Origin of the sequence: Treponema sp. OMZ 798, from assembly GCF_024181385.1 — a bacterium.
GTDB lineage: Bacteria > Spirochaetota > Spirochaetia > Treponematales > Treponemataceae > Treponema_B.
In genome coordinates this window covers 504417-520412 of record NZ_CP051305.1, presented here as the reverse complement: position 1 = coordinate 520412, position 15996 = coordinate 504417, and the positions used below count along the sequence as shown (strand labels likewise).

Annotated in this window: 12 protein-coding genes and 2 pseudogenes; 7 read left to right on the top strand and 7 right to left on the bottom strand. The window is 40.2% G+C overall.

Annotation, left to right across the window (positions count from 1 at the left end; translation table 11 throughout):
• Window positions 1-55: 55 nt before the first annotated feature.
• Together E4O07_RS02480 and E4O07_RS02475 are read right to left on the bottom strand one after the other, a co-directional pair.
• Complete coding sequence (locus tag E4O07_RS02480) at window positions 56-907, bottom strand: Rpn family recombination-promoting nuclease/putative transposase (RefSeq protein ID WP_253687103.1); 852 nt, start codon at window positions 905-907, stop codon at window positions 56-58.
• Window positions 908-1012: 105 nt separating this feature from the next.
• Complete coding sequence (locus tag E4O07_RS02475; protein WP_253687101.1) at window positions 1013-1756, bottom strand: copper homeostasis protein CutC; 744 nt, start codon at window positions 1754-1756, stop codon at window positions 1013-1015.
• 124 nt (window positions 1757-1880) lie between these two features.
• Between E4O07_RS02475 and E4O07_RS02470 the strand changes: the two genes are divergently transcribed.
• Together E4O07_RS02470 and E4O07_RS02465 are read left to right on the top strand one after the other, a co-directional pair.
• Window positions 1881-3101, top strand: a complete 1221-nt coding sequence (locus E4O07_RS02470) for a hypothetical protein (protein ID WP_253687099.1) — start codon at window positions 1881-1883, stop codon at window positions 3099-3101.
• Window positions 3101-4918 (top strand): DNA topoisomerase IV subunit B, encoded by a 1818-nt coding sequence (locus E4O07_RS02465; protein WP_253687097.1) that lies wholly within the window; start codon window positions 3101-3103, stop codon window positions 4916-4918. The genes E4O07_RS02470 and E4O07_RS02465 overlap by 1 nt, the downstream gene beginning before the upstream one ends.
• Here E4O07_RS02465 and E4O07_RS02460 read toward each other — a convergent pair.
• Window positions 4884-5627, bottom strand: a complete 744-nt coding sequence (locus E4O07_RS02460) for a tRNA threonylcarbamoyladenosine dehydratase (protein ID WP_253687095.1) — start codon at window positions 5625-5627, stop codon at window positions 4884-4886. The two genes, E4O07_RS02465 and E4O07_RS02460, sit on opposite strands and share 35 nt — an antisense overlap.
• Before the next feature lie 33 nt (window positions 5628-5660).
• On the bottom strand, window positions 5661-6719 hold the full coding sequence (locus tag E4O07_RS02455; RefSeq protein WP_253687094.1) for a phospho-N-acetylmuramoyl-pentapeptide-transferase: 1059 nt from the start codon (window positions 6717-6719) through the stop codon (window positions 5661-5663).
• A 73-nt stretch (window positions 6720-6792) separates the two neighbouring features.
• On the opposite strand from E4O07_RS02455, the gene E4O07_RS02450 reads away from it, so the two are divergent.
• The 3 genes from E4O07_RS02450 to E4O07_RS02440 all read left to right on the top strand — a co-directional run bounded on the left by E4O07_RS02450 (window position 6793) and on the right by E4O07_RS02440 (window position 9675).
• The gene (locus E4O07_RS02450) at window positions 6793-7533 is read left to right on the top strand and encodes a DUF368 domain-containing protein (protein WP_253687092.1); all 741 of its coding nucleotides are present in this window, start codon (window positions 6793-6795) and stop codon (window positions 7531-7533) included.
• A 193-nt stretch (window positions 7534-7726) separates the two neighbouring features.
• The gene (uraA, locus tag E4O07_RS02445) at window positions 7727-8989 is read left to right on the top strand and encodes a uracil permease (protein WP_253687090.1); all 1263 of its coding nucleotides are present in this window, start codon (window positions 7727-7729) and stop codon (window positions 8987-8989) included.
• Between the two features lie 104 nt (window positions 8990-9093).
• Window positions 9094-9675 carry a hypothetical protein gene (locus E4O07_RS02440; protein ID WP_253687088.1) on the top strand — a complete coding sequence of 194 codons (582 nt, stop codon included), beginning with the start codon at window positions 9094-9096 and terminating at the stop codon, window positions 9673-9675.
• Between the two features lie 61 nt (window positions 9676-9736).
• On the opposite strand, the pseudogene E4O07_RS02435 reads toward E4O07_RS02440, so the two are convergent.
• Window positions 9737-10342 (bottom strand): annotated as a pseudogene (locus E4O07_RS02435) (YibE/F family protein); the annotation flags it as partial.
• Window positions 10343-10584: 242 nt separating this feature from the next.
• Window positions 10585-11386, bottom strand: a pseudogene (locus E4O07_RS02430) (transposase).
• A gap of 523 nt (window positions 11387-11909) precedes the next feature.
• Between E4O07_RS02430 and E4O07_RS02425 the strand changes: the two are divergent.
• Window positions 11910-13064: an IS3 family transposase gene (locus E4O07_RS02425; protein ID WP_253730579.1), complete on the top strand. Its 1155-nt coding sequence runs from the start codon at window positions 11910-11912 to the stop codon at window positions 13062-13064.
• A gap of 11 nt (window positions 13065-13075) precedes the next feature.
• Complete coding sequence (locus E4O07_RS02420) at window positions 13076-14293, top strand: hypothetical protein (protein WP_253687083.1); 1218 nt, start codon at window positions 13076-13078, stop codon at window positions 14291-14293.
• A 78-nt stretch (window positions 14294-14371) separates the two neighbouring features.
• On the opposite strand, the gene E4O07_RS02415 is transcribed toward E4O07_RS02420, so the two are convergent.
• A complete protein-coding gene (locus E4O07_RS02415; RefSeq protein ID WP_253688110.1) occupies window positions 14372-15979 on the bottom strand; it encodes an ATP-binding protein in 1608 nt (535 codons plus the stop codon).
• Between the last annotated feature and the right edge of the window lie 17 nt (window positions 15980-15996).

Here is a 15996-nt window from a genome sequence, read left to right as displayed (position 1 = left end):
ACAAAGCCATATAGAGCTTCAAGTGGGGCAAGAGTTTGAGATAAAAACCTTAGAGCTAAAGACTTTCTATTTTTTCGCGGCTTAAGCCGGTTCCCTCAACTATTTTATCGATATCGATTCCAAGCCGTTTAAAAGATGCTGCTGTTTCCAACTTTGCTTGATATGAACCTTCAGCTCGGCCTTCCTCTAAACCCAGCCGCCTAGCCTCATTACGTTCACATTCTACATACATCTCATATTTTTCGTTAGAGAGTTCTATTGCCATTCGCCTCTCTTCATCCGTTACCCTAAAGAGTGTCGCTTCTGCCATTCTTATACCCTCCTCTAATCTGCATAATTCTTCCAACATCCCGCTTTTTTTATCTTCTTCATAGTTGGTTAAAAATCTTATCCAAAAATCTTTTAGATTATACTCTTCTAATCTCTTTTTCATAGTATAAACTATTAGCTTGTTTAATTCAACATAAAGATATTGAATTACAGAACCTTCAGGCATCTTTACAAGCTCTGCGTTTTTAGGAACATCGCAGCCGAAAACCGAAAGGCTTATGGCGTACAAAAAATCGTCTTCCTTAGGCTCTGTCTTTAAAAAGCGCGAAGCCAGCCGCATAAGATACATTTGACTCCGCCTTGGATAGTTGGTTTTCCAAAATTGCTGCATTTCAAGGTCTACAAGAAGGCCTGTGTCGGTTTTAATTAAAAAATCAAGGCGGTAGGTTTCACCCGACGGTCTATCTCTAATGAGCTCGGTGTTTAGGATTTCGGCCTTTGTGATTTTACCGTAAGAATCTTCCAAAAAGGCATTTAAAAAGCTTATCAAAGCCTTGTTGCCTTCTTCGCCTTTGGAAAACATCAGCTTAAATACCCAATCGGTCTTGGGGTTTAAAATAGTTTTTTCATTATTCATACTGACTCCTATATTTCATTGCAGGTATTATCTTCTTACCTGCTTTCATTTAATTATAGGGTTCTAGGTTGAATAAATGGTAAAATTTAAAAAAACTTTTATTTTTTACTTCAAATTTTCCCTTACCCTTATCATCTCGTCGAGGCCGGCAACTTCGATGCTGTCCTCAGGCGGATAGAGGGCTCCTCCGTAATAGATTGCAGGGTTTGCCTTGGTAGAAGGTTCTTCCCTCCTCTTAAGAGCAGCAAAGTGAATTTGATCCGCACCTGTGAGCTTGATTATTTTTGAAGCGTTTTTTTCGGTAATGCCGCCGCCGGGCAAAATTTCGATTCGGCCCTTAGCTCTTTTTATCATTTTGGCAATCAAATCGGCACCCTCATAGGCTGTCGGCTCTTGCCCGCTCGTTAAAACTCTTGTAAAACCTAAAGAAATAAGCTCATCTAAAGCCTTTAGGGGATCGGGAACTACATCTATGGCCCTATGAAAAACCTTGTCCCTGCTGCCTGCAATCTTTATAAGAGTCTCGCACCTCTTTGCATCGATGGTTCCGTCCTTTTTTAAAAAACCGAACACAAGGCCGTCGGCTCCGTTATCTATAAAAAGTTTTGCATCTTCAATCATCGTTTTATATTCATAAGGAGAGTAAAAAAAGCCGGCAGCTCGGGGCCTTACCATGACCATAACCTCCAAACCTGTTTCTTTTTTAACCAGCCTTAGGGTGCCGAGGGACGGAGTTAATCCTCCCAAAAAAAGAGAAGAATTAAGCTCAATCCTTGAAGCTCCGGCCTTTTCAGCTAAAACGGCATCTTCAAAAGAGCCTGCACAAATTTCTATTTTAATTTTTTTCATTTAAGTACTCCTATACAATTATCAGGCGATTCAACGCTTTCTCATTTTAAAAAATGAAGAGGAAAAAGTCAACATCCGAGAACAGCTATTGTCAAGAAACAAATAAAAGGGTAAAATGGAAGCTATGAATAATAGCAATAAAACAATCCCTGTTCTTTTAAAAGAATTAAAAGACCTTGAGTCAAAATTGACGGAAGCTTATAAACAGCTTGGAAACAAACTTATCAAAGATACGGCCGATCCGGCTGCAGAAGCAAACGGTGTTTCCCTGGAAAATTTTCTTCAATGGCAAAGGCTGCACGATGAAAGAAAGTTTTGTACTGAAAGTGTTTTGGATATAAAAAATAATAATACCCGCCTTTCGGAACTGGACAGTTTTAAAAAACAGATAAAAGACAGACTCTCGGATACAAAAAAAGAAACCGAAAAACTAAAGGGAGATTTTTTACTCAAAATATACAAGGACTTTTTTCCACAGTGCGTAAATCTTTTTGATCCTCTATCTGCCGAAATACGCACAGAGGAAGCAAAAATACAGGAAGCCCAAGAAAGAATTGAAACCTTAAAGGCGGAAAAAAATGAAGCAAACTTTTTTGTCAAGCTCGGCCTCTCGGGCAAGATTTCCTCCCACGAATTAAAGATAAAAAATTCCGAAAAAAAGATTAAAAATATTTTAACAAAATCGGATATAAACATTGAAAATTCTCAAGAGGTAAAAGCCCTCTATGATGAAGATAAGCTTTTACCCGAACTTAAAAAAAGCTACGAAGAAATTTTAAAATTAGGCACCGATTTAAGCGACTCCGAAAACCGCCTTAAAATGATAGATGAGGAGGCCGGCTTTGTTACTCAAAAATTAGCCGATGCCGGAGCAGATAAAAATTCAAAAAAACGCATTGATAATTTTACAAACAGGATAAAAGAAATAGATGAAAAAATAGACCTTATTTCGGAATCTGCAGGTCTAAAATACACGGAAAATTTTTACTCTGTAGAAGGAGATTCGGCTTTAGGAGAAAATCCTTCGGATGAAGCTCTTGGAAAATATGCAGACTATCTAAAAAAAGCCGGTAAATACCGCAAAGAGATAAGCAAGGTAAAATACAATATAGAATTTTGTGAAGTAATGCAAAAAATTAAGGCGGAAGAAAATCATATCCAAAATCTTAACCGCACAATAAAGAATTGTGAAAACTCCATAAAGGAAGCCGAAAAGAAAATCAGCAATTCTGAAGCGGCCATCAAAAACTCACAAGCCAAAATAGCGGACTTGAAAGACTTCGCAGCCGGGCTTGAAGAAAAATTTTCGGGCAAGATCTCTGAAACGGTCTCGGAGGAAGAATAATGGCAACAAAAAAGGCTGTTTACGATGAGTCCAAAATAAAAACCTTAAGCTCCCTTGAACACATCCGTTTGAGAACGGGTATGTACATAGGCCGCTTAGGCGACGGCTCAAATCCCGATGACGGAATTTACATTCTAGTAAAAGAGGTTATCGACAACTCCATAGACGAGTTTATAATGGGAAACGGCTCCCGCATAGATATTCAGCAAGACGGAAACAAGATAACCGTCCGCGACTTCGGGCGGGGCATTCCTTTGGGAAAATTGGTAGAATGTGTTTCGGTTATAAATACGGGCGCAAAGTACAACGATGAGGTCTTTCAGTTTTCCGTCGGATTAAACGGAGTCGGAACAAAGGCCGTAAATGCCCTCTCGGAACATTTTAGGGTTGTCGCCGTAAGGGACGGAAAATACGCGGAAGCAATTTTTGAAAGAGGTAATCTTGTAAGCGAAAAAAAAGGGAACGCAAAGCCCGGCATCAAAAACGGAACCCTTGTCGAATTCGTTCCCGACACAAAAATTTTCGGCGAGTATAAATTTAACTTGGACTTTATCGAAAAACGGATTTGGAACTATGCTTATTTAAACTCAGGCCTTGTTTTAAGTTTTAACGGAAAGCTTTTTAAATCCGAAAACGGCCTTTTGGACTTGCTTGAATCCAATGTCGGCACAAACACCATCTATGAGGTTTGCCGCTACAAGGAAAAGCAGCTTGAGTTTGCATTTTCGCACACAAACAATTACGGCGAAACCTATTATTCCTTTGTAAACGGCCAATACACTTCCGACGGAGGAACCCACCTTTCCGCCTTTAAAGAAGGGCTTCTCAAAGGCATCAACGAATATTTTAGAAAAAGCTATAAGAGCGAGGACGTAAGAGAGGGAACTTGTGCTGCCGTTTCGGTAAAGATTCAAGCTCCGGTATTCGAAAGCCAGACAAAGAACAAACTCGGCAACACCGAGGTGCGCTCCTGGATAGTCAACGATACAAAGTCGGCGGTCGTAGAATGGCTTCAAAAAAATGCGGACTCGGCCGCAAAGCTTGAAAGCAAAATAATTGCCAACGAAAAGCTCCGCACCGAGCTAAACACCGTAAAAAAAGAAGCAAAGGCCGCGGCAAAAAAAATTGCCATAAAGATTCCGAAACTGAAGGACTGCAAATTCCATTTGGGAGACGGAAAATTCGGTGAAGACACCATGATCTTTATCACCGAGGGAGATTCCGCGACAGGAGCCATGGTTTCAAGCAGGGATGTTTTAACTCAGGCAATTTTTTCTCTTCGAGGAAAGCCCGAAAACATGTACGGCAAAAAGCGGGCACAGATATACAAAAATGCCGAGCTTTACAATATGATGATGGCACTCGGCATCGAAAACGACATCGAGGGCTTGCGCTATTCTAAAATCGTAATAGCAACGGATGCCGACAACGACGGCTTTCACATCCGCAATCTGCTTTTAACCTTCTTTTTAAGCTATTTTGAAGAGCTGGTTACCTCAGGCCGCGTATACATCTTGGAAACGCCCCTTTTCAGGGTGCGCACCAAAAAAGAGACATCTTATTGCTATTCCGAAAAGGAAAGGGATGAGGCTGTAAGCCGCTTAGGTTCATCTTCCGAAATTACCCGCTTTAAGGGTTTGGGAGAAATAAGCCCCAAGGAGTTCGGTCAATTTATCGGGGCCGATATAAAGCTCCTCCCCGTAACCGTTCAAACCCTAAAAAAAGTTCCTTCAATCTTGGAATTCTACATGGGCAAGAACACCCCGGAGCGCCGCAAATTTATCATGAAAAATCTTCTGGCCGAGATAGATGCTTAACTACCTCGCCGGCGATTAAAAGACCTGCGATCGAGGGAACCCATGCAGCCGAAGCCGGAGGGTTTTGCTTTATTGTACATTCACTTTTAGAATAAAGCACCTTCAAGTGCTTAACATTCCTTTTTTTTAGCTCGGTGCGCATTACCTTACAAAGAGGGCAGACGCTTGTCTTGTAAATATCTGCAAATTCAAAATCGGAGTTTAGGCGGTTTCCGCAGCCCATTGCCGAAATAAGAGGAACCTCATTTTTTTCGGCCTCAACGGCAAGAAAAATTTTGAGAGCAACCGTGTCCACGGCATCGACTATAAAGTCTAAACCATCAAAAAAATCTTCGCCTAAGACAGTATAAAAAGTATCGGGTAAAATAAAGGAATTGATTGCTGTTACCTTACATGAGGGACTTATATCGGCAATGCGCTCCCTTGCAACTTCGGTTTTAGATTTTCCTATGGTAGAATAGAGGGCATAAAGCTGGCGGTTGATATTGCTTTCCTCTATCTTGTCGCCGTCAATTAGGATGAGTTCCCCTGCCCCATTTTGGGCGGCACCCTTTTGAGACACCTCGTTCCGGGCCACACCGCTTCGGGCAAGAGCCTCGGCAGTATAGCTTCCTACTCCGCCGAGGCCGAAAACAGCAATACGGGTATTTTCTATCTTCTTTAAATTTGATGAACCGATAAGAGGTTCAAACCTCGATAAAAAACTCATGGCAAAAATTCAATTTCTAAAAATCTTAAAAGCCTATCTAATCTTAAATAGAATTCCTAAAATCACAATAGTAATTAAAATTTGAATAATTACAAAGCGGATCAAAACTTGAGTCGGCGACCATTGCAAATTCTTTTTCATGTGGTCATGGAGGGGAAACCTGATGTTTTTAAAAATACGGATTTTAAAAAAGCGGAGCATAACCACCTTTAAAATACCCGTTCCTCCGTTTATGAGGATAACGCCGCTCGTCATCAAAAGGATGAAGGGATTGCGTGAAATAATTACGAGAACTCCGATAAAAAAGCCGAGAGCCCGCGAGCCTGCATCCCCCATGAGAACCTTACTAGGATAGGCATTGTGCCAAAGATAGCCCGTAAGCACTCCACAGAGGGTAAAAATCATAACAGCCCATTTTGCTCCTGTGCTGATATTGGGAACCAAAAGATAGGCCGCAACCTTGATATGACCCAAAACAAAATAAAAAACTATACCCAGAGAAACAAGGGCCAAGAGGATGAGAGTTCCTGAAAGACCGTCCACCCCGTCGGTACAGTTTGTCGTGTTAATCGAAATCCATAAAATAATTATCGAAACGGCAAAGAACACAATAGGAGGCACTTCGACAAGGCTGGAAGTAAAGGGAAGCCAAAAGGAAACTCTTCCCTCAAAATAGATATAAAAAATAACAAGGGCTGTTACAGCCGATAAAATAAAATCCAAGCTGCCCTTTAAATATTCTCCCCAAGATTTTTCGGATTTATCATCCAAAAAGCCTGTCAGCATAACGGCAAAGGTTATCCCCAATATGAGAATCTGAGTAATAGTCGGTTTAATCAATAAAAAAACGCAAACTACAAAGATAGAAATAAAAACTACTCCGCCTCCTGTGGGTTTTCCCACAGCAGCTTCCGGGTTTACGGTAAACTCCCGCCCCCTGTCTTTGGGTAATTTGGAATAAAATTTAGGCAATAATAAGACGGTAATTAAAAAGCCTAAAAACAAGCCTAAAGAAATTAAAACGGCATAGGATTGTAAAAGTCTCATAGGCCCGAAATATGGGCCGAGCAATTCTGCAATATGATATAACATTCGCTTATTATAGCAAATTTTGATGGATTGTGTCTATCTTGTTTATATTGTAAAATTTATGTATATTTGAGCAATGTTAAACTATATAAAGAAAATAATTGCAGGTATTGCCGTCGGCATTGCAAATGTTATACCCGGTGTTTCAGGCGGAACCATAGCCGTCGTCTTCGGGGTTTATTCCGATCTTATAGGGGCAGCAAGCCTTAATGTCAAGACCATTAAGGCTAATTTTAAAACCTACCTCTGCCTTTTCGGAGGTATGGGCCTAGGGATCCTCCTTTTTGCCCGATTTTTTAAACTTGTTTATGAAAAGTTCCCCATACAGACAAACTTCTTTTTTATAGGCTTAATTGTAGGAAGCATCTTTATAATTTTTGACCTTGTACGCGAAAAAGAGAGTTCTTTTACAAAGGCCTCTAAAATCCTTTGGTTTTTTATCGGTTTAAGCCTGATGCTTGCCCTTTACTTTTTTAAGGGAGCCTCCGCTTATTCAGCCTCTGCAATAGAAACCTTAAGCCTCGGCAGTTTTTTGTTCTTATTCCTTGCAGGTTTTGCAGGAGCTGCCGCAATGGTCATTCCCGGCATATCCGGTTCTTTTCTCCTTTTGATAATGGGGGCTTATTACACGGTGATTAAGGCCCTTACCGACCTTAACATTCCTATAATGATTCCTGTAGGCCTAGGAGTCCTTGCAGGCATCATCCTCTCTGCAAGATTAATCGGCTTTTTGATGGAAAGGTTCCCCAAGATAACCTATGCCTTTATTTTAGGCCTCGTTGCGGGCTCAATCAGGCATCTGGTTCCGGACGGCTGACTGCATCCTTCGATGAGGCCGGCGGCGGTCCTCTGTATGCTTGCAGGCTACGGCCTGATAACGGTTTTTGAAAAGATAAACAAAAAATAGTCATTCGACATTTGGTACTTGTCATTTATCACTCGGCATTTACCCTGCCCGATTGACTTAACCGTCAATTAAAGTTATCATACAGCCCCGATGGAGATTTAATATGTCACATAAAAGAGTTTATCAAGTTGACGAAAAAGTTCCTGCGGGGCTTTTCTTACCCTTAAGTATTCAACATACATTTGCAATGTTCGGTGCCTCGGTTTTGGTTCCCATTATCTTCGGAATTGACGCAGGCATAGTTCTATTTATGAACGGGGTCGGCACCCTCTTGTTTATAGCTATAACAAAGGGAAAAGCCCCGGCCTACCTCGGCTCAAGCTTTGCCTTTTTAGGGCCTGCTACCCTGATTATTTCTTCAATAGGCTTTCAATATGCCCAAGGGGCCTTTATAGTAACGGGTCTTCTAGGCTGTCTCATTGCTTTTATAATTTATAAGTTCGGAACCTCATGGATAAACATAATCCTTCCGCCCGCAGCAATGGGCTCTGTGGTTTCCCTCATCGGTTTTGAGCTCACGGGACTCACAGTAAGGGGAGGAACCATCGGGGCAAACATCATGACGGAATCGGCCTCACGGGGAGACATAATAGTCTTTTTTATCACGATAGGGGCAGCCGTTCTGGGCTCCGTTCTTTTTAAGGGCTTTTTATCAACAATTTCCATTTTAATTGCAAGCATTGCAGGCTACATAGCCGCAATCTTTTTCGGTATGGTAGATTTTTCTATAATACGAGAAGCCGGGCTTTTTACGGTTCCTCATTTCCAGTTTCCCAAATTCGACCTTATGGCCGTCATTACAATGCTTCCCGTCTTGCTGGTTATCACAAGCGAGCACATAAGCCATCAGGTAGTAACCTCCAACATAGTAGGAAGAGACCTTTTAAAAGATCCGGGCCTTCACAGGAGTATCTTTGCCGATAACTTTTCGACAGCCCTTTCAGGCCTTGTCGGAGGAGTTCCCACCACAACCTACGGTGAAAACATAGGCGTTATGGCGGTTACAGGTATTTACAGCGTCTATGTAATTGCAGGAGCAGCAATAATTTCGATCTGCATGGCCTTTATAAGCCCCCTTGCAGCCCTGATCCGCACCGTGCCCGGGAATGTCATAGGCGGCATAACCTTCCTTCTCTACGGAATGATAGGAGCCTCAGGCATCCGCCTTTTGGTAGACTCAAAAGTAGATTATTCAAAATCAAAAAACCTCATTCTGACCTCGGTCGTCTTTACCACAGGCTTAAGCGGCCTCAGCATAAAATTCGGCGAAATCGAATTTAAGGGAATGGTACTAGCCTCCCTCGTTGCCGTTATCTTAAGCTTTATCTTCTTTGTCTTTGAAAAACTGGGAGTGCTGGAAGAGTAGAAGATTGAAGGTATTATCAAAAAGTCGGAAAAAAAACATAAACACTTTGTTTTTTTGCTAAAAGCTGCTATACTGAATATATAATCTTAACTTAGGAGAGAAACATGAAAAGAAGACTTATTTTTTCACTTATGGTGCTCGTACTGATATTTTCGGTACAAGGATGTTTTTTGTTGGACCAGTCAACCATGGATACGCCGAAACCGGCCCCGATGACATTGGATGTCGGAAGCCGAATAAACGGTAAAACGATTGTTTGGGTTAACACAAAGGGTGATTCTTGGCGCTTTTTAGCTATCGGAGCACCTTCCAAACCTATACAGTGGGCCAATGATGCAAGCAGATTTTTAAACGATAAAAATATGGCTGCAGATATGGGAAAAGGAAAAGCTAATACCTTATATCTAACAGGTGAATTTAGTTCTCACGCGCACACAGTATCCAATAATGCAGCTCATTATTGCAGATCAGTCGGAGGCTGGCTCCCCTCGCGTGATGAGGCCGAAAAAATTATTCCTTTTGCAAATAAAAACTTTTGGACTTCAACCGCCGAAAAAACATCAAAAGCATTTTATTATGATATAACAACAAGAAGCTTTAAAACGGAATTTAGAAATGAAAGAGACAAGATTGTAACCATACCTGTTTACTACCTTGATTCAAACGGAAATGAGGTTAATCCTTAAAGATTAGACCGCTTGGAATTCCCGAGTATAAGGCTGTTCAAAAAATTTGAACAGCCTTTTTTTAATTCTTCCTAAAAATATTTACCAAGTTTACGGTTATAGGAATCGTGCAAATTAAACCTATACTCCCTGAAACAGCCCGCAATATCTCGGCAGATAAGAGTTCCAAGTTTATAATTTCCGTAAAGCCGTTGGAAAAAATTATAAAGAGCAAGAGCACGGGGATAGATGTACTGACATAAGCAAGAACCAGAGTGTTTGACATAGAACCTATAATATCCCTGCCTATATTCATTCCTGATTTTACAAGCTGCTTATTCGAAATCTTAGGACTTACAGAAATTATTTCCCACATTGAAGAAGAAATAGACATGGCGACATCCATAACAGCCCCTAGGGAACCTATCATAATACCTGCAAATAAGAGGCCCTGATAATCTATCTTGCAGTATTGAGGCACAAAGGCCAGCATTTGAGCATCCTCGTTTCCAAGGCCTGAAAGCCTTAAAATTTTTCCTGCAACAAAGGCAAAAAGGCCCGCAATAATAACGCCGCCTATGGTTCCTAAAATAGCCGTATAGGTCTTTTTATTCTTCCCCGAAATTATAAAAAGAGTAATGACCGAGGCAGAGCTGCAAATTATAACAGCCCAAAGCAGCGGTTTATTTTTTAATTTAACCGCGAAGCACGCCAAGGACGCAAAGAATTTGAAAGAGTCTTCGTAAGATATTCTTTTATAATACTTTGCGGTCTTTGCGTTCCTTGCGGTTTTATTAAACGGTGTGAGAAGATTGTACTGTGTAGGTGATTGTTTTAATTTAACCGCGAAGCGCGCGAAGGACGCCAAGGAATTTGAGGGAGTGTGAGGGCCTTGTCCAAAAAACTGTGTAAATGCTTTCTTTTAATTTATCAAAAAGGAACCCTTTTGTCAAATAGTATAGCAAATTGATTAACGGCAAGAGGCCAATTCCTTATAGGCATCGTCCACCTTTTACTCGCATTCCGTATCGCAAGATACATCACTTTATATATCGAATCATCGTCCGGAAAGCTTGATTTATTGCGAGTGATTTTTCTTAAGCTGAAGTTTAACGATTCAATCGCATTCGTCGTGTAAATAGCTTTTCGGATTTCTTGGAGGATAATTAAAAAACTCACTTAGCTCATTCCAATTCCTCTGCCAAGCTGCTTTAATCATTGGATACTTGTCATCCCATTTCTTTCCAAAATCTTCAAGAGCTTCAGCGCCGCTTTTTTCATTTATAGCTGAATATACTTCTTTCAAGTCTTTGCATACAGCTTTAAGGTCTTTGTAAGAAACAAATTTGGTAGAGCTTCTAACCATTAAGTGCCGCTGAATGTCACGGCAACTCATACCGTATGAATACATCGAAATGATCTGATCGTTGAATAAGGGACTGCGTTTCTCATGTTTTGGTATAATAACAGGCTCAAATGTACTGTTTCTGTCTCGCGGTACATGTATATTGGTAGTACTGTTATCATCCAAAATTACAGTCTTCTCACTATAGCCGTTACGGCTGTTACCCGAATTATCCCCTGCATTATCGTGCTTAAGATAACCAAGATGTTCATCCATTTCTGCCTGCAATACCCGCTCATAGAATCTACTAGTAAGCTGTCTCAAGATTCCATCACATCCGTTAAGTTCTTCTTTTGTCATTCCATGAAAATCGAGTTGGTCAAGCATCAAATCGATTACATCTTTTTCTTTGTTCTTTCTTTTGGCTGTCATAATATTTCTCCTAATATATCATTTTTCAGCCATTTACACAATTTATTTTACAGGGTCTCGTATGTATTCTTCTGTTTCTGGAATTACAATTACTTCTTTCAAAATATAAAACCTCCATATTTGTCTACAAAAAATATTATATAAACTAAATAATATTGTTCTTGTTTATTATTTAAATAAATATTTAAAATTATTTTTCAATACAATTTTTTAATACCTAGGTCATACCCCCTCCTCCAACGCAATTAATTCTATCAAAACACAAAAAGCCCGTACAAAATAAATTTGCACGGGCTTTTAAGTTAAAATAAACGCATGTAAAAACAACAAATAAAAAATCTTCAAGCGTTGTAAATATATAAACCGATTTAATTGTAGAATAAATGTTTAAAGTAAAAAGATAACTTGAATTAATTACATTATTATCCGGCTGTATGAACTGACCCCATAAATTAGGACACCTTTTGGAGGTGTACAGATGGGAAAAATAGAGAAGTACAGTATTGACTTCAAACTAGAAGTTGTAGGAAAATATGAACGAGGAACATGCGGCTACAAAAGACTCGCCAGAACATACGGGCTTTCTCGAGATACCGTACGCGATTGGTGTCTAAATCCACGTCTGCATGAAATAACAACTATGACTCGGAAAAAGAAAATTAACAACGAAGAGTGCGACCTTGAATATTATAAAACGGCTGCTCTTTTTTGGGAAACCTATGCAAAGAATATCGAAGCGGAACTTGCAAAACAAGGTAAAAAAAAACTCGTTTTGAAAACGATGGAGGACTGCCTATCAATAGCACCGCACACGAAGATACGGAAATTGTGTAAAGTTGCAGGAGTTTCAAAGTCAACATTCTATTATAACCGGAAGAACGACAGTCAGGCACAGAAGGATGCACAAATCGTAACTTTGCTTAAGAAACTGCCCAAGGAAGTCCTATTACGGCGAGGAAACAAGGCGAAAGCGAATATTATAAGACAAAAATTCGGTGTTCTTGTGAATCACAAGCGCATCGAGCGTATTTGCCGAGCATATGGCCTTCTTGCGAAGAATAGAAGAAGAAAGTTTCCTAAACATTATTACGAGCAGCGCAAGCAAAACAAGCAAAACCTACCTGAGAATATTCTGAATCGTCAATTCTATGCAGCAGAACCGCTTAAAAAACTCTGTACGGATGTATCATATTTTCGTACCACAAAAGGATGGTTGTATCTAAGTCCTGTGCTTGATTTATATAGAAATCAGATTAGTGCATACCACATGTCGACTCATAATGATGAAAAACCGGTTATGGATATGTTGGATAAACTTCCATGCCTTGAACCCGGAGCGCTTCTCCATTCCGATCAAGGCGCAGTATACACTTCCAAAGCATATACAAATCGCCTTAGGGAAAAGAAAATCATTGAAAGTATGAGCCGTAGGGCAACCTGCCGGGATAATGCCTGTATGGAACATTTTTTCGGAACTCTCAAAATAGAAAGCGGATATAACGAGCTAATAAAAATCAGAACTCCGACAGAACAAGAAGTGAGAGCTCTGATTGACAATTTTATAAAATATTACAATAATGAGCGTATTCAAAAGAATCTCGGCTGGCAGCCGCCGGTCGAAAAATATGCTTAAACTGTCCTAAAATGTGGGGCAGTTCACACCCACACGGGGGGGAGCTCTCTGTTTCTTCGGATAAGCTAAAAGCAGAACTCACAATAAAGGATAAACAAAGTATAAAACTTACACTTAAGTTTGTTAGTGTAACAGGTACACAACTTACAATCGATTATGACGGCTCAGTAAAAAGGGTTTTTATCATGAAAAATGGGACATCCATCCCAAAAGGCTCAAAGGTAGATGCAGGCACAGAGATTGTTATTGAAGCAAATTTATCGGCGGGCATGGTTATAGATAAATGTCTGGTAAACGGTAAGCCGGTCTCAGGCGAAATAATGATGGGCTCTCTTATCTATAAGGTAAACAGGGCGGATGCAGACAGCAATAAAACCCTCAAGTTCAGCTTTACCGAAAAAACACCTTCCAAAGGAACCGTTCACTGGGATGCGGAAAGCCCCATGACATGTTTCACAGCAAACCAAGGATACATAAATAACGGGCAACAAGTACAAGAAGGGGCCGAGCTTAACTTTTATGCCAAACTTCCTCAAGGAAAAGTAGTAGATAAGTGGATGGTAAACGGCCTTGAAGTATCAAGCGGCTCAGATAACAGACCTAACAGATTTCGACTTACCGTAAAACCTGAACACTTTGTAAACGGTAAGATTACTATAGGCTATACAGTAAAAGATCTGGCTCAGACAAAGGTAAACTTTGATGACAACATAAGGTGTTCTGTAAACCGAAATGGAACAGACATTAATGTAGAATCCGGAACAACTATTGTTTATGAGTGGGAATCTATAGACTTTAAAGCTCTGGGTATGCCTTATTCCGCTGTTAAAGGCTGGAAGATAAATAACGAGGAGCCTCAAGGCTGGAATGGGCAAGAAAACAACCTGTTCGATTTTACGGTAACAGAAGCATATATCTCACAAGCCTTAGGCGGTGCCATAAGGGTAAGCTGCGAGCTTAAAGAAGGCTTAAAAAGTGCAGCTTTGGACTTCGATACAGAAAAGATAAAATGCAAACAACAATATGGAGATGAATTTAATTCAGGCCTAAGAGTTTATGCAGGTGTCAGACTTGAATTTAATGCTCTTTTATCCGGCTCGGAAGAAGTAAAAAGCTGGAAAATTAACGGTATTGAGCATGAAGACAGTGCAAGCTCTCTGTTTTACTATACTTTAAAAGATGAAGACCTAAAAGGCGATAAGTTTACAGTAGAAATAGTGCTTAAATAATTTTTAAGTAATTATCCTGCAAAAAAAGCGGCCTGCACCTAGGTGCAGGCCTTTTTCTTAAACTTATTTCAAAATCGATCACCCCTCTTCAATCAACCACTCCCCGACGGTCTTTTCTTCAGGGTCAAAACTGACGCCTATAAGTACTATTCTTTTGTTTTCGGCCTTGAATCTTTCGGCATAGTTTTTTTCTTTGATTTGTTTTAAGGCGGCTTCGGCACCTTCTTTCAGTTTAAACTCAAATATGTAAATAGCTGAGTCCGTTTTTATTACGGCATCCGTTCTGCCGTTAGCGACAGGTATTTCAAGCTCGATAAACTGTCCCAAGAGGGCAAAGACCAAGTATACGCAGACTTGAAAATTATGCTCCCTCAGAGCGATGCTTTCACCGGTATTCTTTTTTATATTGTCGTAGGGAAGACTTGCCATTATCGACTTTAGCCTTTGCATAAACTCTTCTACCCTGCCCGCAATTATATCCCGATAAAATTGGGCTATGCAAAAAGGCCCTTCCGCATAAACCACATTGCAATAATTGGGGAAAAGATTATACAAAAAGCCGTAACGCACTTCATCGTTAGGGAAGCCCAGCCTGTAAAGCTGCAAGAGCTTATCGTAACCCTTAATCGTCAAATAACCTGCTTGAAACAATACGGGGATTTCCGAACCGGCTTCGGCCCTGTAATCGGATAGACCGGCCGAGGTCATTTCCACATTGCCGTCAAGGTTGGGAATGTGATAATCGCTGCGCTTTAAGGAGTTTACCAAAAAGGTCGGTGTTCCCGTTGCAAACCAATAATATTCAAATTGATTACCGAAAAATACATTGAGTAAGCTGAAAGGATTGTACATTCTTTCAGTATCGGGCGAAAAGCAATAACCGTCATATTTTTGCTGTAGGGTTTTGATACAGGCCTCATAGCTTAATTCGTTGGCTTGGGCCAGGGCCTTTATTTCGGGCTCAAAGGTTTTTAACAGTTCGGTATGAGTTATTCCGCAGATGCCTGAAAATTGAGGCGTTAGACTTATATCGTTTAAGTTGTTTAAGTCGCTGAATATGCTGACCTTGCTGAATTTTGTCACCCCCATCAAAAAAGCCATACGTATATATTGGTCGGAACTTTTTAAAACCGAGTAAAAGGATTTTAGAACGGCACGGTACTCGTCGTTCAGACTTTGATTTTCCATAGAGTATAAAAGAGGCTTATCATACTCGTCGATCAGTACAACCGCCTGTTTTCCCGTTTTTTCATAGGCTCTTTTTAAAAGACCTTCAAAGCGTTTTGCAAAATTATCCTCAGCCCTGGATGTACCATATTTTTCTTCCAAATCGGACAAAAACACATTAAAATTGGTATTCAAAGCTTCAATATTGTCATATTTTCCGACATTAAAGTCCAAGTAAAAAACGGGATACTCCTGCCAAATTTCTCTTTTTCCCTTTTCGGCTTCTTCAAGTTTTTCGATTGCGAGGCCCTTAAACAATTCTTTTTTTCCTAAAAAATAAGCTTCCAATGTCGAAAGAAAAAGGCTTTTTCCGAACCTTCTCGGGCGGCTTAAAAAATAAACACGTCCTGTAGAGGCTAATTTATAAATATATTCGGTCTTATCTACATAGAGATAATTATCATCACGCAATACCTTAAAACTCTGTACGCCTATCGGCAGCTTTCTACTAAAATCCATCATGACTAATAGTCTAG